The following is a 22,962-nucleotide window of genomic DNA, read 5'->3' on the forward strand; positions in this document are numbered from 1 at the left end:
CATGAGGTACATCTTTCTGTTTTTATTTGTTAGTTCGGGTGTTTCGGCCCAATCGCTGTCGAAGCCCGAAAAGAGTGTCATTGCCACCGTACAAAAGCAACTGCCGGAAACCGAAGCCTTTCTGGAAAAAGTCGTTAACATCAATAGTGGCTCCCTCAATAAAGAGGGCGTTCGGACAGTCGGGAAACTGATGTCGGACGAACTCGATAAACTGGGCTTCAAAACGGAGTGGATCACGTTGCCCGATTCGCTCAACCGGGCCGGGCATCTAGTAGCGACGCATCAGGGTAAAAAAGGCAAAAAGCTGTTTCTTATTGGTCATCTGGATACTGTTTTTGAAAAGAGTCTGCCTATGGAGCCGTTCACTCGCGTTAATGACTCGACCGCATCGGGACAGGGTGTCAACGACATCAAAGGGGGCGATGTGCTGGTAATTGCCGCGCTTAAGGCCCTGAATGCTCAAAAGTTGCTCGATGATGCGTCGATCACGGTTTATTTTACGGGCGATGAAGAAAGTGGGGGCGGGGCAGCCAGTCGCATTGATTTCATAGAGCGGGCTAAAAAATGCGACATAGCCTTGGCGTTTGAAACAGCGCAGGGATTACACAGCGTTACAACCGGACGGCGGGGTTCAAGTAGCTGGACACTCAATGTGAAAGCCCGTACTGGCCATTCGTCCCGAATATTCAGCGATTTGGGGTACGGCGCTATTTACGAAGCGGTTCGGATTTTGAATGAGTTTCGGCGCACGCTGGGGCAGGAGCAGTATCTCACATTTAATCCCGGTCTGATTGTGGGCGGCTCTGAGGTGCATTACGATGACAAAACTGCCAAAGCCGAAACCATTGGAAAAACGAATATCGTAGCCGGTACGGCTTTGGTAAAAGGCGACCTGCGTTTTCTGACCGAAGCGCAAAAAGAAACTGCCCGCACCCGGATGCGCGAAATCGTTGATAAAAGTTTGCCGCTCACCAAAGCGACTATTTCTTTTGCCGATGGTATTCCCGGGATGGAGCCGTCTGCTGCCAACGATGAACTACGCAAGCAACTGGATAAACTCAGTCAGGATATGGGGTTAGGCAGTGTGCAGGCGGGGGATCCCGGTTCGCGCGGGGCGGGCGATGTGTCGTTTGTTGCTCAGTATATGCCGTGTCTGGATGGTCTGGGGGCATCGGGTAAAGGCGCACATAGCATCGAAGAAACCATGAATATAAAAGAGTATCCATTATTGATTCAGCGTACAGCCCTGTTCATTTACCGACTAACAAGGTAAGCAGGATGGAAGCTTCCCATCTGAATTCAGGCAAAGTGCCTATTTTTACGAACGTACCTTGTATCTCTCCCTTACCTACATATGAAAAAACGTTTACTTTGGCTGATTCTCATTGTGCTTATAGTTGCTGTATACCTATATCCTGTACCAAAAAAAGACGCACTTGACTTGTACACCGGAACTGACAAGACTCTAATAAATGGTCTGGCGGCCTTCCGGAAACAGCCAACATCAACAATTAATACGCAAGGGTACGACTGGACGTATCTGGTACTGGGTAAGGGGCCAAAAACCATTCTGTTTCTGCATGGCATGACGGGCGGCTATGATTTCTGGTGGCAGCAGATGAACGCATTGAGTCGAGATTATCGGGTTATTAGTGTTACTTACCCGCCTGTTGATAATTTGCCGAGCCTGGGGAATGGCATTGTGGCAATTCTTGATAAAGAAAAAGTTGACACGACAGCCATTGTGGGTAGTTCGCTGGGGGGCTATCTGACTCAATATCTGGCGGCAACCTATCCTAATCGGGTTACGAAGGCGGTCTTTGGGAATACTTTCCCGAATAATGATAGCCTTAAGGAAAAAAATGGGACAAAGGTTGCTGTTGCAACCTGGTTGCCGGAGTGGTTAGTAATGGGTGGGTTACGTCAGAATTTACTCGACGTTGTCATTCCTGCCTCAGAAAATAACCCTCTGGCCGGTGCTCAATTGCTCGAAAATACGTACGGACGCATGTCAAAAGCGCAATTTCTGGCCCGTTATTACTGTGTAGTCGATAAATTTCATCCTATTGACAGTAAGCAGACAGCTATCCCCCTATTGATTCTGGAGTCAGATAATGACCCGCTCGTCCCGGCAGATTTACGGATGAAACTGAAACAGTATTACACAACTGCGCAAGTCCATACGTTCCATCAGAAAGGCCATTTCCCTTACCTGAACGGCCCGGCAGAATACAATGCAGTATTGACAGCGTTTTTGTCAAAATAAGGAGAAGAATATGATCTTTTAATCACATTATCAGTAATCTAACTCTGTCTAATTTATGAAATATCTCTGCATTTTCCTGCTTGTTCTCAGTGTGACTCTCTCCGTATCCGGGCAGCACAAAAAAATCGTTCAGCTGCGTAAAGCACCCGCAACGCCATCGCCTTACCCATTCAGTCAGGGGGTTATTAGCAACGGACTTTTGTTCGTATCGGGGCAGGTTGGAACAGACCCGCAAACCAGCAAACTGGTGGCGGGGGGAATTGAGGCCGAAACGGAGCAAACCATTCAGAATATCAAAACTATTCTGGAAGATGCGGGCGCTTCGCTCGATGATGTTGTGAGTGTAACGGTGTACCTCAGCAATATGGATGAGTTTGCAAAGATGAACGCGGTTTACCGGAAATTTTTCAAAGAAGGCACATACCCTGCCCGGACAACTGTTGGTGTAGCGAAATTAGTCTTCGGTTCCAGTGTTGAAATGACCATGACAGCCGCCATGCCTACTAAATAAGACGGGAATAATTGATTAATAAGTTTTTCAACCACAGAGGCACAAAGAACACAGAGGTTCACAAGGGTAGAGAATAACCCATTGAACCTCTGTGTTCTTTGTGCCTCTGTGGTTGAAAACCTTTTAGTTACTGGAATAATAGTCAAGCATACAATTCAACTTAACTCAATATTATTCATTCTCCGCCGAGGACTCACAACGCCTGAACAGACCTTTATAGCGACCCGCGCCGGATCATGTAAAATGGATTTTTGACCTTAATGCGCTTGTTATCAAGTAATAATGAAGCTGCCGTGTAGCCCATTGCTTCAAAGTCGGTGGTGATAACCGTTATATTCAACAGTTCTTTAAGTGTCGTTTCATTGAATGAGATAATGCCAATTTCCTGACCTAACTCATAGCTCGACTGGCGCACCTTCTTGACCAACTCCGATAAATCTGTTTCCTCGACAACAACATACCCCGTACCAGCCTGGAGGTTTTCGTGGATAGCGTTCTCTTTAATACAGAACTCTTTACGATAGTTGACGCAAAATGACCGAAAACCATGCGCAATTTCGGATGGGTAGTTGCCGTCGCTGGGCAAGATGAGCACCATTCGGCTGTACTTGTTCAATAAATCCTGCGCATTTTCAAGGGCCTCACAAATGTCTTTGTCAAAATTCTGATAAACGCTCAGGGGCGAGCCTGCCAGCTCCGACACATCTTTATCAAGCAACACCAATTCGTTGGTGGGAATAGACTCGAGCACTTTTATATAATCGGCCTTATCCAAATCCTGGGTGAAATGGGGCATCACAACGTAATAGTTGTATTTGCCCATATTCTTCTCGATGATTTCCTGAAAGTGGCGGGCATTGTAATGGTGAATCTGAAGATCGACCGTTGCCTTGTCGCCAAGAGCTTTCAGGAAAGCATAATAAATTATTTTCTTGTAAGAACTTAGCTTGTTGAAAACGAGCAGGATTTTCAGCTTGGTCGTCGTGTTTGTCTGCACATAATACCCTTTGCCTTGCACCGACGTAATGTAGCCGCGTTCACGAAGTTCGCGGTATGCTTTTTCGACCGTATCACGGGCTAAATAATACTCGACACTTAACTCACTAATGGAGGGTAATTGCTCATTGTTTTTTAAAACGCCCCGTTCAATATCGGTAATGACCGACTGCACAATCTGCTTATACTTAGGCGTTTTGTCTTTTGGATTAAACTGTAGCTTGTAAAGCGGAGAAAAAGAGTTGCAATAAACATCAACAAGATCCCCGTATGTTTGACGACGACTATGACCTGGAGACGTGATTTTAGCAATCATACTTGCGGATAGTTTATGTATTATTCTGAGAGGGCAAATTTTCTGTCTACTATATTGTTAACTGACATCTATACAAGCTTCTACATAATAATGCACATAAAGAAAGAATCAGCGCTTTTTTTTTATGCAAACGTTATCAGGAGCGTTTGCAAAGAGTATAAATGCCAGATTTTGTTGTAAAAAAGGAAGTGTGAATTTATTGTAAATAGCTCTGATATCAGCTATAAACAAGGGGTTGTATTTGAAGGTTATTGTACTTTTTTAAGACATATTATTAGGAGGTTAAGCTTTTAATTGTGCCTTTTCCTGAAGAATGGCTGATGAAACTATTGACCATGATGATAACAATTTCGCGATCAGCGAGATAACAGTTCTTTAATAAAAGACAGGCTCGGGTTGGTAGATGGGCTCTCCCAGCGACTTTGTATAGTATATACAGTTTCACTTTCTACCCGCCAGCTGCCTTAATTTACCAGCTAATTTCGGTTTCAGAACGATGCATCGAACCTTTATAAATCTTACATTTTTTTATTTCATCTTATTCCCTGTATTTACTTTTTCTCAAACACTGGTACCACGCCAAGCCTGGATTCGGGGTACGCTGGTAGACGAGAAAAAAGCACCTCTTCCCTTTACAACGGTTGCTTTGCATCGAACCACCGATTCGTCATTGGTGACTGGTGTGGTGGCCGATGAGGCTGGCGTCTTTGGAATACAAGCCAAAGCCGGGCAATACTTTCTGAAAATCAGCGCAGTGGCTTTTCGGGAAAAAATTGTTTCAGCTATTTCGCTGGCTGAAGAGGATAAACAATTGGGAACGCTGGTGCTCATTGCCAGCGCCAAACGGCTGGACGAAGTCGTTGTGGTAGGAGAGAAAAGCCAGATGGAACTGGCCTTGGATAAACGCATTTTCAATGTTGGTAAAGATCTCGCCAATGCCGGAGGAACGGCATCTGATATCTTAAAGAACATTCCTTCGGTAGCCGTAGATGGCGATGGCAACGTTAGCCTGCGCGGAAGCAATAGTGTTCGTATCCTGATTGACGGAAAGCCATCGGGGCTGGTAAGTTTCAAAGGCGGGAGCGGTTTGCAGCAACTGCAAGGCAGCATGATTGAGCGGGTTGAGGTGATCACGAATCCATCGGCTCGGTATGAGGCAGAAGGAATGGGGGGTATTATAAACATCGTTTTAAAGAAAGAGCGGAAAGAAGGAATCAATGGCTCCTTTGATGTTATTACTGGCTATCCAAGCAATTTTGGAGCCGCGGCAAATATCAATTATAGGCGTAAAAATCTGAACTTCTTCGTCAACTATACCGCTTCCTTCCGAAATACGCCGGGCCGTAGTTCCCTGTATCAGGAGGTGTACAGCAACGACACAACATTTGTTTATCGGCAAAACTCAACAAGTAGCCTGAAGGGTCAGAATAATAATGCACGTGCTGGTATTGACTATTTTTTCAGTCCTAAAAGTATTCTAACGGCTTCCTACACCTGGCGGCTTAGTAAAGGCAAGCGCTTTTCTGATATTCAGTATTTGGATTATAAAGCCAACACCAATACTATTCTGCAAAGCCGCACAAACCGAACGCAGGACGAAACCGAAACTGAGCCGAATTCCGAGTATGTGGTAAGTTATAAAAAAACCTTTGCCCGTGAGGGACACGAACTGACCGCCGATGTACGCTATCTGGATAACTGGGAAAAGTCGGACCAGTATTTTGCCCAGCAAACGTTTCTGCCGGATGGCAGCCCTTCCGGAATACCTAACCTTCTGCAACGGGCCATTAATGACGAAACCGAAAAGCAGTTGCTGGTTCAGGTCGACTATGTGCGCCCATTTGCCAAAGATGGTAAGCTGGAAGGGGGGGTACGCCTGAGTTCACGGGATATGACCAATAACTACACCGTTACTCAACAAAATTCAGATTATAGCTGGACACAACTACCGGGCCTGACCAATGATTTTTTATATGTTGAAAAGATCAATGCACTCTATGGTATCGTGGGGAATAAGGTTCGCAAATTCTCCTATCAACTGGGCTTACGGGCTGAGTGGACTGATGTGACAACGACGCTTAAACAAACGAATAATGTTAACCCCCGCAGCTACGCCAATCTGTTCCCGAGTGTGCATGCCACCTATGATTTACCCCATCAACATGCCTTACAAATCAGCTATAGCCGCCGGGTACGTAGGCCACAATACAATGATTTAAGCCCGTTTATGACGTTTAGCGATAATCGTAACTTCTTCAGTGGAAACCCGGATCTGAATCCCGAGTTTACGAATGCGTTCGAAATTGGTCATGTCAAATACGTTGAAAAAGGGTCGATGAGCTCGTCGATCTATTACCGGCACACAACGGGAAAGATTATCAGGATTCGCCGGGTCGATGAGCAGGGAAATTCCAACACACGCCCTGAAAACCTGGCCACGGAAGATTCCTATGGCGCCGAATTTGCTGGCTCGTACGCACTTTATAAATGGTGGAAACTCGACGGCAGCGTTAACTTTTTTCGGGCTATAACCAATGGCGGCAACCTCGACGCGAGTTACCAAAGCGATACCTACAGTTGGTTTACCCGCCTGACTTCCCGCTTTACTATACTCAAAAACACGGACTTTCAGTGGCGGGGAAATTACGAAGCTCCTCAAAAAACACCACAGGGAAGCCGAAAAGCCATTACTACGTTAGATCTATCTTTAAGTAAAGATGTGCTCAAAAATAATGGCACATTGGTTCTCAATGTCATCGACGTTTTTAACTCCCGCCGTTACCGATCCATTACAGAGGGCGAAAACTTTTACACCGAAAGCAATTCGCAGGGACGCCTGCGCCAGATAAACGTGACGTTCAATTATCGACTGCATCAGGCTAAAAAGAAAACGAAAGAGCCGGGCGAAGGGGAGTTTTAGGCCTGTAAGTGCCGGATTGGTTATGAACCTGTTTGGCGATAAAGTTGTCTTTTCTCGCAGGCATCTGTGAGTAATAGATCAGTAATCGAAATCAACTTGACAAACGCACATCAACAAACGAAAGCGGGGCTTTTGGCCTTATGCCAAACATACATCCAAAAGCGAATTGATACCGCCCGACAAGCTATGGAAAGCGCTCAGGAAGCGGCTAATTCCGAGTCGAAAAGCAGCGCGGGTGACAAGTACGAAACCGGCAGGGCAATGGCCCAAAACGAACGTGATCGCAATGCTCAGTTACTGGCCGAGGCCAAAAAAGTTGACGGAGAACTGAAGCAACTTGCTATCGAAAAAACATATGAAACCGTTCTGCCGGGAAGTCTGGCAGTTACGAATCAGGGGTTATTTTTTATTAGTATCGGCGCCGGAAGGCTAACGCTCGATGGCGTGGATTACTTCGCCGTATCGGCGGCATCGCCAATCGGAACAGCCCTGACTGGCCGAAAGGCAAATGACACCGTTACGTTTAATAAGCTGGACTATACTGTGCTGGACGTTTATTGACAGGATCAAAGCCTGTCAAAAACCTTAAAATACCCGTTCGCCACCAATCCAGGTCTGTTTCACCTTTGTCTGGCGTAACTGCGGATTCGGGGCAGTCATGATATCGCGGTCGAGAATAACAAAATCGGCTTGTTTACCAGGGGCAATGCTACCCCGCAGATGATCTTCGAAGCAGGCATAAGCGGCCCAGCGTGTCATGGCCAGCAATGCCGATTTACGATCAACGGCATTCTCCATCTGATAGCCGCCTGCCGGGAAATTTTTAGCATCCTGCCGCGCCACAACTGAGTGAAAGCCAAAGAGAGGGTTAACCGCTTCGACCGGAAAATCACTACCAAAGGCAATCATGTTGTTTTGCTTCATCAAATCCTTGAACGCATACGCCCCTTTCACCCGAATAGGCCCCAATCGCTCGGTGGCCCAGTACATATCCGAGGTGGCATGTGTAGGCTGAACCGACGGGATGATTGAATACTTACCAAACTTATAAAAATCATCGGCAGATATAACCTGGGCGTGCTCAATGCGCCAGCGCCGGCCGTTGTGGCCCTTCAATAATTTTCCATAAAGGTCGAGCATGAGGTGGTTGGCCGAGTCGCCAATGCAGTGCGTATTTGCCTGAAAATTCGATGCGTAGAGTAGCTTGGTTACGCGTTCCAGTTCTGATGGTCCAAGCAATAGGAAGCCCCCTGTTTCGGGGCGGTCGCTGTAGGGGCGACGGAGGCAGGCACCACGTGAGCCCAAGGCCCCATCGGCATACAGTTTAAACGAACGGACGGTAAGCCAATCAGTTTGGAAAGGGCCCCGTTTTAAAAAGTAATTTAGATTCGGCTCGCCAAGGCTAATCATAGCATAATCACGAATTTTCAATTTTTTCGCTTTTTGCAGGCTGTCGATCAGGTTAATTTCGTCAGGGCTGATACCCGCATCGGATACCGTTGTCAGGCCTAGCGACACACAAACTTTCTGAGCGGCCAGCAACATTTGAGCTTTATCGGTCAAATCGGGTTGAGGAATTACGCGCTTGATGAGCTGCATGGCATTATCGACCAAAACCCCGGTCGGCTGTCCACGTTGAACGATCACCTCTCCTCCCGGCAATGTAGAGCCAGCCGTAACCTGCGCCAAACGAAGAGCTTTGGAGTTTACGAACAGGGCGTGACCATCCACCCGCATCAGAGCAACGGGAACATCGGGGAAAGCCGCGTCTAATTTTTCTTTTGTCGGAAAAGTTTTTTCCGGCCAATCATTTTGATCCCAGCCTCTCCCCGTAAGCCACATGGCTTCGGGGTGTTGCTTGCGGAATGATTGGAGTCGTTCGAGCAATTCATCGTATGATGCGGTGCCAACAAGGTCGGCTTGAGTAAGTACCTGGCCCAGTCCCAGAAAGTGGGAGTGAGGGTCATAAAAGCCGGGATACACGGCCTGACCGTCTAAATCGACCGTACTATCAGCAGTGTAGTCATTTTCCAGCGTGCTGGTTTTGCCAACAGCGATAAATTTTCCGTCTTTAACGACAAACGCATCGGCGATGGCGAAACTTGAGTCAGCTGTATAAACATGGGCGTTTTTGACGAGCAAATCAGCTTTTTTCTTCGATGTACAGCCCGGAAGGAGGACCGCAAGGAGTGAGGTTAGTACCAGTAAACGGTGCATAATGACATATGGGTGAAAAAATGCAAGATAGTGAAAGTTGATAAGCTGACGAGTCAATCGTAGATTCTCTTACTTTTGTCATACTTGTAATTGATAATCTGTATTCAATGAAACTCAGCAGTTGTATTCTTCTTGCTCTTCTTCCATTTTCGGTCTTTGCTCAAGCCTATAAAAACCCGTTACAACGTGCTCAACGAAACGCATATGTCATTCAGCAGGGAGAGGTAACAAACCTTTCGCAAGTCATTGCGGTGGCGTTAGAGAAAAACTACCAGATCCGAATTGCCCGTACTCAGGAACAGATCACACAGTTCAATGCCACGTATGGTAATGCTGGTTTTTTGCCCGTTCTGACAGGTAACCTTAGCCGAAATAACAGTCGGCAGAATCTACAACAGGAATATTTTTCAGCCCAGGCACCCACAAACGTCTCTGGCGTATTGAATGCCAATACGGTGGTTGGGGTTAACCTGAACTGGACGCTATTTAACGGGCTTGGCATGTTTATTTTGTACGATCAACTCGCTGAGCAAACTCGGCTAGCCGAAGTGACGACCCGCGCCAACGTCGAACAAACGGTCGCTAACATTGCCACGTCCTACTATAATGTTGTTCGGCAATTACAACGATTACTAACATTACGGCAGGCACTGGATATTTCGCGCGACCGGCTTGAGCTGGCCCGCGATTCATATGAAGTGGGTACACGCTCGAAAGTTGATTTTCTCAGCGCCCAGGTCGATTACAATACAGACAGTTCGGCGCTACTAACTCAAACACAGCTGTTGCAGGCAGCTAAAATCGGGTTAAATCAATTACTGGTGCGTGATCCTAATACAGAGTTTGCCGTGCGGGATTCAATTATTGCCCGGAACAATCTGGCCATCGAACCACTTCGAGAATCGCTATCAACAAATAACCCGTTGTTAATAGCGGCTGTGTATAATCGTCACATTGCCGATTTGAGCATTAAACTGGCTAAAGCACAACAGTTACCAACCGTGACGTTCCAGAGTGGATATAACTATACATCCATCAACAACCAGGGTGGCTTTGGCGTTAGATCGGCTAATAACACCACGCTCTTATATAACCTTCAGGCTTCTGTCCCCATTTTTAATGGGTTAAACCAACGACGCCTTAATCAAGTGGCCCGGGCCAACTCCGTAATTGCCGAGTATCAGGAAGCGAATCAGCGAATTGTGTTGCAAACGGCTTTGGAGCAGACCTACTCGCAGTATGTGAACAATCTTAATCTGCTCAATCTGGAAGTTCAGAATAATCAATTGGCGAATCAAAACGTCGATATTGCTTATGATCGATACCGTATTGGTAATTCTACCTTCGTTGAGTTTCGGGATGTGCAGAGGAATGCTATCGACGCACAAAATCGCCTAATCGAAGCTGAATACAACGCCAAAGCTGCTGAAATTGAATTGCTGCGCCTGAGTAGTACCATCACACGTGATCTTGCGCAGTAAATAGGCCAGCCTGGGTGAACAGTTACCTGGCAAGCATGTTTAATGTCTTATGGGCTCAATTTATTAGCGTCCATAACACATTCATAGCACTATGCCAGAGCCAATTGAGCCCTTCGACTGGGGGCGCATGTTCATTCATGATTTCCCATTAACATACCTCGGCGAGGTAGCTTTTCGGACGGCTTTCATGTTCGTTATTCTACTAACCGCCTTGACCGTATCGGGAAAGCGGGAAGTAAGGCAACTGTCTATTTACGAACTGGTTTTACTGATTGGGTTGGGTTCTGCTGCGGGCGATCCCATGTTTTACGACGATGTCCCTCTTGCATCGGCAGTAGTTGTGTTTATCGTCATGATGAGCTGCTATAAACTAGCTACCTATATCAGCGATAAGAATAAAAAGGTCCGGCATGTAATTGAAGGTCAGCCTGTTTATGTTATTGAAAATGGCTGCATTCTTACCCGGAATTTCGATCGGGAGGATTTGGGGTTGGATGATTTGTTCTCCGATTTACGAGTGGAGGGAATCGAACACCTGGGGCAGGTACGTACGGCTATTCTGGAGCCAAATGGACAGCTTAGTGTTTTTCAATTTAATGCAGAGGCTGTTCGGCCGGGGTTACCAATTCTGCCAAATGAACTTAAAAAGCATTCAGAACACATTGACCAGTCTGGCGATTATGCCTGCTGTAGCTGTGGTAATGTGCAGATGTTCAACGCACCCGCTGATCGGGTGCATTGCCAGCAATGCAACAAAACAGGCTGGGTAAAGGCGATTAAATAGGACTGATACAAAAAAGCAGTGCCCGAATTATGCGACACTGCTTTTTTATATGAGATGAGGCTACAAGTTTATACTAATCGGTAACGTGTCAGGCTACCAATTTTGCTGCTTTATTGCTCTTTACAACTGTTTTGATCTCATCTTTCAGAAATTTGAGCAACAACTTCTCGATCCCATCCAAGCCGTATGGGCTGGTTTGTTTGAAACGGGCTTTCTGTTTGATGTAGGGGTTAAGATCTTGACACTCATATGCTTCTAAAACCTGTGGGTGAACATAGTGCTTCCGGCAAACGGTTCGTGTGTTCCCCAATTGATGAGAGACCTGATCTAAAACAGTATTCACATTTTTTTTAAGTTCTTTTTCCGTTTCGCAGGGTTCCAATTCGGCTAATAGCCGGAGAGCATTAACGGTACCTGCCCAGGTGCGGAAATCCTTTGCCGAGAAATCATCGCCCATCGTTTCGTGCAGATAAGCATTCACCATGCCAGAATCTATAGGATGGCGGTCGCCGTTTTCGTCAAAATACTGGAATAATTCTTTACCGGGAATTTCGCGGCAGGCTTTCACCAAACGGGATAACCGGCGGTCGTGCAGCGTGATATCGTGGTAAATCCCTTTTTTACCTTTAAAGCTAAACCGGGCTTCCTGTCCTTCCAGTTTTACATGCCTGTCTTTCAGGGTTGTCAAGCCATACGAGCCATATTCTTTTTCATAGGCGGCATTTCCCACCCGAATCAGCGTTTGTTCCATAACGCTCAGGGCAATGGCAATCACTTTCTCCCGGGTTAACTCACGCTTTTTTAAGTCGTTTGTCAGGCGTTCGCGCAGTAGGGGCAGGGCCTCGCCAAACGCTTCCATCCGAAAGAACTTTGTCTGACTCCGGATCGCATTCCACTTCGCATGGTAACGGTACTGTTTTCGATTCTTTGTGTCGATTCCCGTTGCCTGTAGGTGACCATTCACCCTGGGGCTGATCCAGACATTTTCCCAGGCAGGGGGCAAAATAAGGCTGCGAATTCGCGTCAGCGTGTCAGGGTCATCTACCTCGTTGCCGGTGTGGTCGACATACATGAATTGATCCCGATTCCGCTGACGTTTAATGCCCGGCATGGTGTCATTCATATAAACCAGACGAGCCGCCTTTGCCGTTTCGGCTGGGTCGTGTGCTAATTCCAATAAATTCACGTTCGTTGAGTATAAGTAATAAAGCAAAATGAGTGATTGAGTAACTGCTTTTTTAAGCCATTGGTTAATCAGTTTGTCACCTTTATTACTATAGATCCCCGATTTTAATGATCGCTATGATTTAAGCTGATTTTTAAACGAAATACAGAGAAGAACCAGGCAGGTTATTGACTTGTAATAAGAACAAATTGTAGGAATCAGCCGCCCTTTGCTCGGATCAGCTCAAGCGGATCGCTTCAAGCGAGTTTGTCGGTTTCCAATGCGCCAATCAGAAGCTTTACCAAAAAACCACAGGGCTAGTGTTGTAGCATAATGATAAAAATCGGTTGGGTGAATAAATCCATTGAATGAATCGGCTTTTGTTGCCAATCCCATCATCATAGCGGCTAGTACAACCCATAAGCCTCGTTTGTTTCGTTGAAGAAGCGAAAAAACTGCCAGTAGCATCAACACCAAAATACCCATCGATGGGACAATTGGCGTGAAAACACGTACATCGGGAAGTAAGAGGGAAATAAATAAAAATAAACCAAAAAGTACCGTTGACACGAAGGAGAAAAGCGAAAGAGTACGTTGGTTCAAGAGTGCATAAACTGCCGTTACAACGCACACAACTCCCAGTGTATCAGACAGTATAATCATGGAGTGATGCAATGGCTCCAGTGATTCATTGCCTGCAAAATGCAGAACACCAATTAGAGCTGCCACGGAGGTAGTTAGCAAAAAAAAGCCCCATAGCAACCGGTTGAACAGGGAAATGCGTCCAAAAAAGTGCCAGAACACTCCGACGCCCGCCCCGGCCAGAATGGAGCCGGAAAGGATGTGCGAAAAAATCATCACGTAATTTACGAAGTTTCGGCTACTTTTGCCCAACTTTTTAAAAGAGAGAGGACTACTGAACGAAAGAGAAAAGAGCGTAAGCACTACCACCTATTTTCTTTTTTGTCTAGTAGCCTTGCATATAATTAACCGTATCGCCAACGATTTACAAACCGTCATGAGCGTTTTAGTCAACAAAGACTCCAAAGTTATCGTCCAGGGCTTTACCGGCTCGGAAGGCAGTTTTCATGCCCAGCAGATGATCGAATACGGCACCAACGTTGTTGGGGGCGTAACGCCTGGTAAAGGCGGCCAAACGCACCTTGACCGGCCCGTGTTTAACACTGTTCAGCAGTCTGTCGAGCAGGCAGGAGCGAATGTCTCTATCATTTTTGTGCCACCGGCTTTTGCCGCTGATGCCATTATGGAGGCTGCCGAAGCCGGAATTAAGGTTATCATCTGTATTACCGAAGGTATCCCGACGGAGGATATGGTTGCTGTTAAAAACTATCTTTCGGACAAAGATGTTCGGCTAATTGGTCCTAACTGCCCTGGTGTTATGACGGCCGAAGAATGCAAAGTAGGTATCATGCCGGGCTTTATCTTCAAGAAAGGAACCATTGGCATCGTTTCTAAATCAGGAACGTTAACCTACGAAGCCGTTGACCAATTGACAAAAGCGGGTCTGGGCCAATCGACGGCTATCGGTATCGGTGGAGACCCCATTATTGGTACAACGACCAAAGAAGCGGTCGAATTGCTGATGAACGATCCTGATACAGAAGCTATTGTAATGATCGGCGAAATTGGTGGCGGTATGGAAGCGGAAGCTGCTCGCTGGATTAAAGCCGACGGTAACCGGAAGCCTGTTGTAGGCTTCATTGCTGGCCAGACTGCACCGAAAGGTCGCCGGATGGGTCACGCGGGTGCTATTGTTGGTGGAGCTGACGATACCGCTGCAGCAAAAATGGCCATCATGGAAGAATGTGGTATTCACGTCGTTGAATCCCCTGCACTGATCGGCGACACGATGTTGAAAGCGTTAGGAAAATAATAAAAGCAAAAAGAGTGAAAGAGCGAGAGAGCGAAAGAGTGAACAAAAAGGGAAACAACTATGCCCTAATATCGCTCTTTCGCTCTTTCACTCTTTCACTCTTTTTTATTTCTATCGCTACAGCCCAACCCCGTGCCACAGGCATTGGACCAGAGGGACGTTATTACCTTATCCACAATTTTCGAGATGATTTTCAGGTGTACGACGAAGGTGCCAAAGCCTATATTCCGTACATTATCGAACAACACGCCGACCAAACGGCACTGAGTGCCTATATCGACCTCGAAAGTAATCGGCATTATAATTTATTGATCTCGACCCGTCGGGATGGCTATCTGTTTATTAATGCCGCCCTTAAACGTAAACTTCGCGCCGATCGCTGGGAGGTGTTAAGTATCGATAGTTTGTTCCGGGTGTACCGCCAACCAGAAATTTTTCTGACCATTTACGGCGCCCCGGGCCTTGATGACAAACGGTTGTATATTGGCTATCCCAAGTCAGCTACGCAGAAGCAAGTTGTGCTAGGTGATGATAATTTGAGCGTACGGCCACGCCCGCAAACAATCTACGATAACTTTTTGAGCTTGGGCCTCCTGTTTTTATTGGCTACACATGCTTTTCTGTTTGCTATTTACCATCGGGCTTTTTTACGGTTTTACAGCTTTCGTGATCTGGTTTCACTGCGGGCGCAAGAGGAGTCATTTCTGATCAATCGCCCCTTGAGCAGCACGAACTTGCTCTTCACGCTGAATGTTAGTTTTGTCATTGCCTACCTGATCGTTTTTGTCCAAAGCCGTAACCTCGACGTATTTGCCTCGCGCACTTTATTGCTTGGAGAACAGCATTTTGGCTGGTTGATTGGCGAGTTTTTACTACTGAGTGGAGCCGCATTCTTAAGCTTGGTTGGCAAATATGTTCTGCTTGAAGTTATGGGCGGTTTGTATAAATTACAGGATATAATTCACGTTCATTACTTCAAAATACTCCAATCGTCCCTATTGTTTTTTACGGCACTGGCCCTGTTGCTGTCAATAATCACGGTCAATGCGCCAACCCTCTTGTGGGTACCGAAGATGTTGTTATTGCCTTTGATTGGGTTTTACCTGGGGCGTCTGATGTTGCTTTATCTGGTCATCCGAAGTTTAGAGCCTATCAAGAATCTTTATTTATTTTCGTACCTTTGCATCGTTGAATTGATTCCACTTATAATTGGTTTGCGTTTCGCATTGTAAGCGTGAGTGGGTAGTGATAAGTTGGTTGTTTTTGAAAAGCAGACTACTTCATCGAGTAGCCTGATATTGACTACAACTGTTGAACCGAGTAAAGATTCAATGAACGAAACTAGTATGCAATCCACCGAAAACCGGCTCACGAAAGTAAACCGGCTGTTAGTGACCCAATCCCGACCCGCCGACGAAAAATCTCCTTACTTTGATTTAGTTAGCAAGTATAATCTTCAAATCGACTTCCGCCCATTCATTCAGATTCAGGGCGAATCGTTTAAAGATTTTCGGCGTCAGAAAATTAATATCCTGGCTCATACGGCTATTATTTTTACCAGCCGGAATGCCATAGATCATTTTTTTCGGATTTGTCAGGAGGGGCGTGTCGATGTGCCAGCTGATATGAAATACTTCTGTATTTCGGAGCAAACGGCCAATTACCTGCAGAAATACATCGTTATTCGAAAGCGCAAGATTTTTAACGGGACTAAAACGGCTAGTGAATTATTTGACCTGATCAAGAAACACAAGACCGAAAAATTCCTGTTCCCCTGCTCGAACATACGGCGTAATGATATCCCCGAATTCATGGATACCAGTGGGCTTCATTTTACGGAGGCTGTAATGTACGATACCGTACCTACTGATCTGTCGGATCTGGATATTGAGAGTTACGATATTATCGCTTTCTTTAGTCCTTCGGGTGTTAGTTCGTTAAAGAGCAACTTCCCAAACTTCAATCAAAATGGTACCCGGATGGCAGCCTTTGGCCCAACCACGGCCAGAGCGATTACAGAAGCAGGTTTGACACTTGATATTGAGGCTCCATTGCCAAACGCTCCTTCCATGACAGGCGCACTGGATCTGTATCTAAAAAAGGCTAACAATCAATAAACCTTAGCTGTTATACAAAGGCTGAATGCCGGAACCGAGTGTATAGCCTCACTTCCGGCATTTAGCCTTTATTTATGGGCCAATAATTTGGCCATACAGGCGTTTAGTTGTAAACTGTGATATTGTTTACGGGAACGCTGTTTAATTTGCCAATAGCTGTTCTGAATTTCGGTTAGGTCGTATGATTCGCACACTCTACGTTTTTGCTTTCTTATTGCTGACGATTGTTGCTCCAACCGCCTTTGCTCAGCAGGACCCTCAATTTAGTCTGTATATGTATAACCCCCTTTATTACAACCCGGCTGCGGCCGGGTCAGAGGGTGTATCACGGCTACAGCTTACGCACAGAACACAGTATTTGGGGTATCAAACGGCTGGCACAGGGGATGGAAGTGCTGCACAAAGCACACAAATGATCTCATTCAACATGCCACTGGCTAAAATCAAAAGTGGTATTGGTATTTATGCGCTTAACGATAAATATGGCCCATCCATAAATCAGGCCGTGCAGATATCGTATGCCTATCGGATGACCTTAAAAAACGGAACTTTGTCTTTGGGCGTTCAGGGTGGAATGTTCAATCGGGGCTATGACTTTGACCAATTCCGTCCAAGTGACCCTGGTGATCCGTTGCTTACTACCGGACGCATCAATCAATTCAAGCCTGATATTGGTGCCGGCGTATACTATAATACGACAGATTATTGGCTGGGTGTAAGTATGACACACTTAAACAAGGCCAATTACAGTTATATAGCCGACCGTACAACGGAACCGTCTGACAGTAAAGCTTACTTAACAGCAGGTTACCGCTTGGGGATGGGTTATAATATCGATCTACAGCCCTCCATATTGGTGCAGTATAGTACTGTTGCGGGTTTTCCCGGATCCAATGTTGCTCTAAACTTACTGGGAACTTATGATAACCGTTTCTGGGCGGGCGTTGGCTATCGGTTTAAAGATGCTTTGATGGCTACGGTAGGTATTAACCTGATGCGTAATAATGCCTTGAGAATTGGTTATTCATTAGATGTCGTAACAAGCGGCACGCAGATAAAGAGCGCAACGTCGCATGAGTTGTTATTTTCTTATGCACTGCCCGCACCTGATGTCAGGAAGAAGCCAATTATCAGGACTCCGCGTTTCCGGTATTAGGCAATTACAGAAAATTTAAATTCTTGACTAAGTTTCATAAAAAATGCCTTTTTGGCAATATTCTTGTTAGGCTGTTTGCAGTGAGAGCCTTATTTTTGACGAAAGTGACGTTGTGAATGCTGCAACAACAATTTTAATAGACATGAGTTCGTGTATAAGTAGTACAGAAAATACGCTCAACCCGAATTTAACATACAATAACTAAACAGATTTTCGTTTTTAGTCTGGTCTCGCACAAGAAGAAGGTAAAAGTTCGACAATGATGAATTATAACTGGTTAACAGTCAACGCAACCCGGATAGTGATGGGCGCAGCAGTCATACTGCTAATGCAAGGTTGTGGCTTTCTGAAGTCAAAATTTGGTGGTAAGGGTGGAAAAGGTGGCGATGTAGGCGTTACAAACGGTGAAGTTACAGCCACCGGGCGTAAAGGCTGGAAACAGCCGACTCCCTTTGGTATGGTACTGGTTCCATCAGGATCATTTATTATGGGTCAGGCCGATGAAGATGTGGCGGCTACTCAAATTAACATGAACCGGCAGGTAACGATCAGTTCGTTTTATATGGACGACGCCGAGATTTCGAACCACGAATATCGGCAGTATGTCAATGCACTGATGGCTGATTCCGTATCGACTTTGGGCGAAGAGGAAATCATGTCTAAATATTATCCTGACACGACTGTTTGGAAAAATGACTTTACCTATCACAATGGTGATCCCATGCTGGAGCACTATTATGGACACCCTGCCTTCGACACCTATCCTGTCGTTGGTGTTAGCTGGATTGCGGCAAAACACTTCTGTAAGTGGCGTACCAATACACTCGATGATTTCCGTACAAAAGATGGCGGTTATAAGTCGTTTGGTTTCCGTCTCCCTTCAGAGGCCGAGTGGGAGTGGGCTGCACGGGGTGGCAAAAATGGAGCTAAATATCCGTGGGGTAACCCATATGTTGCCAACGGCAAAGGTTGCTATCTGGCAAACTTTAAACCACAACGGGGTAACTTTGATGCTGATGGCTACCCATATACAGCCCCTGCAACGGCATATAATCCGAATGATTACGGCTTGTACAATATGGCTGGTAACGTTGCCGAATGGTGCCGGGATGCCTATGCTGATAACACGAACGCTATTGTTTGGGATATGAACCCGGACAATCAGAACGCCGATGAGCCTCGTAAAGTGGTTCGGGGTGGTTCTTGGAAAGACATTGCTTACTACCTCGAAACAGGTACTCGTTCATACGAGTATGAAGATCAGAAACGCTCGTACATTGGTTTCCGTTGCATAATGGACAACCTGGAAGGTCGTACGGCATCAGGGCGGGCAAGCAGTGGCAAGGCTAAATCAAGCAAAAAGGCCTCAGCCAAGAAAGCATAAATAACAGAGTGCTGGCTAGTTCAGCACCTGCAAAAAATTAAAAGAGTATCCTTACACAGCAAATTACCTATTCCAACCAACAATCGCTTACCATGGCAGCAGAAAAGTCCACGAGTTTCTTTTGGGATCGTTTAGTACCAACAATTTATAGTGCAGGTGCCGCCGTCGTTATTGCCGGAGCTTGGGCCAAGATTACGCACAACGAACAATTCGGATGGTTATTGACCGCCGGTCTTTTAACAGAGGTAGTTATTTTTGCCCTGTATGCTGTTCAAAGCTTCACCATGCCAGTAACCGCGGGCGATGGATATGCCTGGGAACGGGTATATCCTGAACTAGCAGAGGATTTCAAAGGTGAAGCACGTAAACCCGCTCCGCAAGCGAATGGCTTGACCGGAAATATGGATCAGATGCTCGCTCAGGCCAAAGTTACCCCCGACGTTTTCGAACGGTTAGGCTCAGGCTTCCGTAACTTGAATGACACCGTATCTAAACTTTCTGATCTTACTGATGCAACGGTTGCAACCAACGACTATGCAAAGAACGTTAAATCGGCGTCGAGTTCGATTGGTGAGATGAATAAATCATACGGTACAGCGATCACAGCCATGAATTCAATGGCCGACGCGACGACCGATGCCAAAGACTATCGTGATCAATTTCAGAAAGTAACCAAAAATATGGGCGCTCTTAACGCCGTATATGAGTTGGAGTTACAGGACACAAACAAACACCTGAAAGCAATGAACGCTTTCTATGGTAGCCTGTCGGCCGCGATGGAGAACATGAGTGATGCCAGCCGCGATACACAGCAGTTTAAAAGTGAACTGGCCAAATTGACTGGAAATTTAGCTTCCCTGAATGGCGTATACGGCAGTATGCTGACAGCCATGCGTGGCAACTAGAACTGATAATTATGTAAAGTATACCGTTGTCAGTTAGTAGACCGAACGTCTATAGCTGACAACGTAAACTCTACTTTGCCTCAACAACATAACCGCTACGGCGGCCTTTTCCACAACTTTTTATTATCACTACCATAGTTTATGGCAGGCACAAAAGAGACACCCCGTCAGAAGATGATCGGGATGATGTATCTGGTTTTGACCGCATTACTGGCTCTGCAAGTCACGTCGGCCATTCTGGAGAAATTCGTTTTAATTAATAACAGTTTAGAGCAGTCCGTCGGAGCCGTTAGTAAGGTAAACCAGTCTACATTTGACAATATTCGGGCAACCGTCGAAAAGTCAGGTAACCGGGCTACTGATCTGGCTATTGTCAAACAAGCCGATGAAGTCCGGAAGTTAACAACTGAAGTAAGTGGCGAAATTGACAAGTTGAAAGATCAAATCGTAACCGCAAGCGGTGGTCGTGACGAAGCGGGTAATATCAAAAATCTGAGCGAAGAAGAATCCGTCGCTCAACTTATGATCGGTACAAACCGTAACGGGCAAGCATTCAAACTGAAAGATCAGTTAAACGGATACATTGAAAACCTGAACAGACTTTCGGGCAATAAATACGCTCCGATGGCATTAGACGGTAAAGACGATCCAATTGCCAGTCTTTCTCCCGATCAGAAAAGAAAAGATTTTGCCGAACTGAATTTTGCTCAAACGCCGGTACCGGCAGCATTGGCAGTGTTAAGCCAAAAGCAATCTGACGTTCGTCGGCTTGAAGGTGAAGTACTCGACGTGCTGGCTAGTAAAGTTGGTGCGCAGGATGTTAAATTCGACAAAATCATTGCCATGCTTAGCATGGATTCTAAAGTAGTTGTTGCCGGCACGAAGTTTAAAGGACAGATGTTCCTGGCTGCTTCATCGTCGGGCATTCAACCACGAATGAGCTTGAATGGTGGAGCTGTGCGTATGCAGGATGGGCAGGGTATTATTGAGTTCACGGCTCAGGGTGGTGCATATGACAAAAATGGTCTGGCCCGTCGTACATTGACAGGCTCCATTGCCTATCAGACTGCAGCGGGTTTGAAAACGGTTCCGCTCACGGCAGAATATTTCGTGGCTAAGCCATCATATCAAATTGAGACAGGAACTTTACCTCCTTTGTATCTTGGCTGTGCAAATAAACTGAGCATTCAAAGCCCTCAATTAGGCGCTCTATGGAATCCAAACATCACTGCCAATGGGGCTGCTGTCATTCAATCCGGAGAAAAAGGGAAAGTGACCGTTGTGCCAAGTGCGGCTACTGTTGCGCTGAACGTAAGTAATGGTGGTAGCTTACTAGGTACTGAAACATTTAAGGTATCTAAGGTGCCGCGTCCAACCTTACAAATATCAGTTGGTGGCACTTTGACAAATGATCCTCGAGGTGTTCCAGTTTCTTCAGCGAGAAGTGTAAAGATTCAGGCAGTTCCGGATCCAAGTTTTGCTATCTTTTCACCAGAGGATGCAAGATTCCGTACAACAGGTGCAACTATCTCTTTAGTAAGAGGTACACGTCGAGTTACATCTGTGACTGTAGGTCCCGGAGGAGGTTCTATTGCTACACTAGCGGCTGAAGCTCAACCTGGCGATCGCCTTGTTATTCAGGTAGATGGTGTACAACGCCAGAATTTTAGGGGTGAAATTAGTGACGTACCGATGGGCAGTCCGCTTTCACAGGTTTCGCTTTACTAGATGTACTAAAGCGGATTTTTGACCGTTAACATACTGAATTGACAACAACTAGTGGCCATGACACAAAATAGAACGATACGATATGCTGGTGTGCTGGCAGTAGCAGCGCTGGCACTGGCGGGAGGAGAAGTCCTGGCTCAGGAGAAAGCGAATAGTGGCGTAAATGCTAATTCTGTTCGTGGAATTAACGAGAACGACATCATGATGAAGAAAACCCTTTGGCGTCGGATTGACCTGAAGGAGAAACAGAATCAGTCGATGTTCTCGAAGAACAATGAGATTTCTAAATATCTGATTGATGCCGTGAAAGCTGGGTTGATTGATGCGTATGCAAATGATTCGTGTACGACAAAGATAACAGCCGAGAAATTTCACGAAAATATGCTGATTCCAAATACCGGTGGAGGTTTGTCGGCTGAGGAAAAAGCAGCTGGTTTTACTGAAGATGGTAAAACTGCCGGAGCTACCGATGGTTGGGATGCACCTAAAGATAAGAAGAAGCCAGTCGATGATGGTTGGGGAACGCCTAAGAAAGCTGCTGCACAACCCGCAGATGATGGCTGGGGAACCCCAAAGAAAAAGTCATCAGTAGCTGCTAACAAGAAAGGTAAAAAAGGTAAAGTTGTTGCTCCTGTTGTTGAAGCGCCCAAGGATACGGTAGCTGTTGCAGCGGCTGCACCTGCGTTTTCTGGCGATGAATACTTCCCTAAAGAACTGAATATTCTTGAAGTTAAAGAAGATTGGATCTTTGATCGGAAGCGCTCACGGCTGTATTATGATATGCAGACAGTAACACTTTTATTGCCAGCTGATAAAAACCAGGCTGGTTTTGAAAAGCCGATAGCTTCGTTCAAGTATAAAGATCTGGATAAGCTTTTCCGCAGTGATCCAAAGAAATTCATTTGGTATAACCCACAAAATCAGGCTCAACACAAAAACCTGGCCGATGCTTTTGACCTCCGGTTGTTTTATGGTCGGATTACTAAAGTAGCTAACCCTGGTGATACTGACTTGGTAGGGATGTATGGTGACCGCGAAGGCTTACTTAAATCGTATCAGACAGAATATGAATTGATGGAAACCGAGCACGGTCTCTGGGAATATTAATCAACAAAAAAGAGC

The 22,962-nt window shown here is 45.9% G+C and carries 19 protein-coding genes; 15 read left to right on the forward strand and 4 right to left on the reverse strand.

Annotation, left to right across the window (positions count from 1 at the left end; all coding sequences use genetic code 11):
- The first annotated feature begins 1 nt into the window (after nt 1).
- The 3 genes from CWM47_RS06395 to CWM47_RS06405 all read left to right on the forward strand — a co-directional run bounded on the left by CWM47_RS06395 (nt 2) and on the right by CWM47_RS06405 (nt 2,777).
- Nucleotides 2-1,273 carry a M20/M25/M40 family metallo-hydrolase gene (locus tag CWM47_RS06395; protein WP_100987195.1) on the forward strand — a complete coding sequence of 424 codons (1,272 nt, stop codon included), beginning with the start codon at nt 2-4 and terminating at the stop codon, nt 1,271-1,273.
- 81 nt (nt 1,274-1,354) lie between these two features.
- Complete coding sequence (locus tag CWM47_RS06400; RefSeq protein WP_100987196.1) at nt 1,355-2,266, forward strand: alpha/beta fold hydrolase; 912 nt, start codon at nt 1,355-1,357, stop codon at nt 2,264-2,266.
- Nucleotides 2,267-2,321: 55 nt separating this feature from the next.
- The gene (locus CWM47_RS06405) at nt 2,322-2,777 is read left to right on the forward strand and encodes a RidA family protein (RefSeq protein WP_100987197.1); all 456 of its coding nucleotides are present in this window, start codon (nt 2,322-2,324) and stop codon (nt 2,775-2,777) included.
- 214 nt (nt 2,778-2,991) lie between these two features.
- Here the strand turns inward: CWM47_RS06405 and CWM47_RS06410 are convergent, their stop codons facing one another.
- Nucleotides 2,992-4,089, reverse strand: coding sequence for a GntR family transcriptional regulator (locus CWM47_RS06410; protein ID WP_100987198.1), 1,098 nt, complete (start codon nt 4,087-4,089; stop codon nt 2,992-2,994).
- 496 nt (nt 4,090-4,585) lie between these two features.
- Between CWM47_RS06410 and CWM47_RS06415 the strand changes: the two genes are divergently transcribed.
- Together CWM47_RS06415 and CWM47_RS06420 are read left to right on the forward strand one after the other, a co-directional pair.
- The gene (locus CWM47_RS06415; protein WP_100987199.1) at nt 4,586-7,009 is read left to right on the forward strand and encodes a TonB-dependent receptor domain-containing protein; all 2,424 of its coding nucleotides are present in this window, start codon (nt 4,586-4,588) and stop codon (nt 7,007-7,009) included.
- 96 nt (nt 7,010-7,105) lie between these two features.
- The gene (locus CWM47_RS06420) at nt 7,106-7,570 is read left to right on the forward strand and encodes a 3-oxoacyl-ACP synthase (protein ID WP_100987200.1); all 465 of its coding nucleotides are present in this window, start codon (nt 7,106-7,108) and stop codon (nt 7,568-7,570) included.
- A 24-nt stretch (nt 7,571-7,594) separates the two neighbouring features.
- Here the strand turns inward: CWM47_RS06420 and CWM47_RS06425 are convergent, their stop codons facing one another.
- On the reverse strand, nt 7,595-9,226 hold the full coding sequence (locus CWM47_RS06425; RefSeq protein ID WP_100987201.1) for an amidohydrolase: 1,632 nt from the start codon (nt 9,224-9,226) through the stop codon (nt 7,595-7,597).
- A 107-nt stretch (nt 9,227-9,333) separates the two neighbouring features.
- On the opposite strand from CWM47_RS06425, the gene CWM47_RS06430 reads away from it, so the two are divergent.
- Nucleotides 9,334-10,707 carry a TolC family protein gene (locus CWM47_RS06430; RefSeq protein ID WP_100987202.1) on the forward strand — a complete coding sequence of 458 codons (1,374 nt, stop codon included), beginning with the start codon at nt 9,334-9,336 and terminating at the stop codon, nt 10,705-10,707.
- Nucleotides 10,708-10,798: 91 nt separating this feature from the next.
- A complete protein-coding gene (locus CWM47_RS06435) occupies nt 10,799-11,491 on the forward strand; it encodes a DUF421 domain-containing protein (protein ID WP_100987203.1) in 693 nt (230 codons plus the stop codon).
- An 88-nt stretch (nt 11,492-11,579) separates the two neighbouring features.
- Here the strand turns inward: CWM47_RS06435 and CWM47_RS06440 are convergent, their stop codons facing one another.
- On the reverse strand, nt 11,580-12,677 hold the full coding sequence (locus CWM47_RS06440; RefSeq protein WP_100987204.1) for a DNA topoisomerase IB: 1,098 nt from the start codon (nt 12,675-12,677) through the stop codon (nt 11,580-11,582).
- Nucleotides 12,678-12,899: 222 nt separating this feature from the next.
- Nucleotides 12,900-13,514 carry a DUF6962 family protein gene (locus CWM47_RS06445; RefSeq protein ID WP_100987205.1) on the reverse strand — a complete coding sequence of 205 codons (615 nt, stop codon included), beginning with the start codon at nt 13,512-13,514 and terminating at the stop codon, nt 12,900-12,902.
- Nucleotides 13,515-13,674: 160 nt separating this feature from the next.
- On the opposite strand from CWM47_RS06445, the gene sucD reads away from it, so the two are divergent.
- From sucD to porN, 8 genes are all read left to right on the forward strand, one after another.
- Entirely contained in the window at nt 13,675-14,550 is an 876-nt protein-coding gene (gene sucD / locus CWM47_RS06450) for a succinate--CoA ligase subunit alpha (protein WP_100987206.1), read from the forward strand.
- A gap of 14 nt (nt 14,551-14,564) precedes the next feature.
- Entirely contained in the window at nt 14,565-15,782 is a 1,218-nt protein-coding gene (locus tag CWM47_RS06455; RefSeq protein ID WP_100987207.1) for a DUF4271 domain-containing protein, read from the forward strand.
- 99 nt (nt 15,783-15,881) lie between these two features.
- Entirely contained in the window at nt 15,882-16,667 is a 786-nt protein-coding gene (locus CWM47_RS06460; RefSeq protein ID WP_100987208.1) for a uroporphyrinogen-III synthase, read from the forward strand.
- Between the two features lie 181 nt (nt 16,668-16,848).
- A complete protein-coding gene (locus tag CWM47_RS06465) occupies nt 16,849-17,823 on the forward strand; it encodes a PorP/SprF family type IX secretion system membrane protein (protein ID WP_100987209.1) in 975 nt (324 codons plus the stop codon).
- A gap of 259 nt (nt 17,824-18,082) precedes the next feature.
- A complete protein-coding gene (gene porK / locus CWM47_RS06470) occupies nt 18,083-19,207 on the forward strand; it encodes a T9SS ring complex lipoprotein PorK/GldK (protein ID WP_100987210.1) in 1,125 nt (374 codons plus the stop codon).
- 92 nt (nt 19,208-19,299) lie between these two features.
- A complete protein-coding gene (gene porL, locus CWM47_RS06475; protein ID WP_100987211.1) occupies nt 19,300-20,112 on the forward strand; it encodes a type IX secretion system motor protein PorL/GldL in 813 nt (270 codons plus the stop codon).
- Nucleotides 20,113-20,253: 141 nt separating this feature from the next.
- Nucleotides 20,254-21,840, forward strand: a complete 1,587-nt coding sequence (gene porM, locus CWM47_RS06480; protein ID WP_100987212.1) for a type IX secretion system motor protein PorM/GldM — start codon at nt 20,254-20,256, stop codon at nt 21,838-21,840.
- Between the two features lie 57 nt (nt 21,841-21,897).
- Complete coding sequence (gene porN, locus CWM47_RS06485) at nt 21,898-22,947, forward strand: type IX secretion system ring subunit PorN/GldN (RefSeq protein WP_100987213.1); 1,050 nt, start codon at nt 21,898-21,900, stop codon at nt 22,945-22,947.
- The last annotated feature ends 15 nt before the right edge of the window (nt 22,948-22,962 follow it).

Source organism: Spirosoma pollinicola (assembly GCF_002831565.1).
Taxonomy (GTDB): Bacteria; Bacteroidota; Bacteroidia; order Cytophagales; family Spirosomataceae; genus Spirosoma; species Spirosoma pollinicola.

Coding starts and splice junctions, on each gene's coding strand:
- CWM47_RS06405 (WP_100987197.1), top strand. CDS start 2,322: ATGAAATATCTCTGCATTTTCCTGCTTGTTCTCAGTGTGACTCTCTCC.
- CWM47_RS06425 (WP_100987201.1), bottom strand. CDS start 9,226: ATGCACCGTTTACTGGTACTAACCTCACTCCTTGCGGTCCTCCTTCCG.
- CWM47_RS06415 (WP_100987199.1), top strand. CDS start 4,586: ATGCATCGAACCTTTATAAATCTTACATTTTTTTATTTCATCTTATTC.
- CWM47_RS06435 (WP_100987203.1), top strand. CDS start 10,799: ATGCCAGAGCCAATTGAGCCCTTCGACTGGGGGCGCATGTTCATTCAT.
- CWM47_RS06430 (WP_100987202.1), top strand. CDS start 9,334: ATGAAACTCAGCAGTTGTATTCTTCTTGCTCTTCTTCCATTTTCGGTC.
- CWM47_RS06410 (WP_100987198.1), bottom strand. CDS start 4,089: ATGATTGCTAAAATCACGTCTCCAGGTCATAGTCGTCGTCAAACATAC.
- sucD (WP_100987206.1), top strand. CDS start 13,675: ATGAGCGTTTTAGTCAACAAAGACTCCAAAGTTATCGTCCAGGGCTTT.
- porM (WP_100987212.1), top strand. CDS start 20,254: ATGGCAGGCACAAAAGAGACACCCCGTCAGAAGATGATCGGGATGATG.
- porK (WP_100987210.1), top strand. CDS start 18,083: ATGATGAATTATAACTGGTTAACAGTCAACGCAACCCGGATAGTGATG.
- porN (WP_100987213.1), top strand. CDS start 21,898: ATGACACAAAATAGAACGATACGATATGCTGGTGTGCTGGCAGTAGCA.
- CWM47_RS06465 (WP_100987209.1), top strand. CDS start 16,849: ATGATTCGCACACTCTACGTTTTTGCTTTCTTATTGCTGACGATTGTT.
- porL (WP_100987211.1), top strand. CDS start 19,300: ATGGCAGCAGAAAAGTCCACGAGTTTCTTTTGGGATCGTTTAGTACCA.
- CWM47_RS06400 (WP_100987196.1), top strand. CDS start 1,355: ATGAAAAAACGTTTACTTTGGCTGATTCTCATTGTGCTTATAGTTGCT.
- CWM47_RS06395 (WP_100987195.1), top strand. CDS start 2: ATGAGGTACATCTTTCTGTTTTTATTTGTTAGTTCGGGTGTTTCGGCC.
- CWM47_RS06460 (WP_100987208.1), top strand. CDS start 15,882: ATGAACGAAACTAGTATGCAATCCACCGAAAACCGGCTCACGAAAGTA.
- CWM47_RS06445 (WP_100987205.1), bottom strand. CDS start 13,514: ATGATTTTTTCGCACATCCTTTCCGGCTCCATTCTGGCCGGGGCGGGC.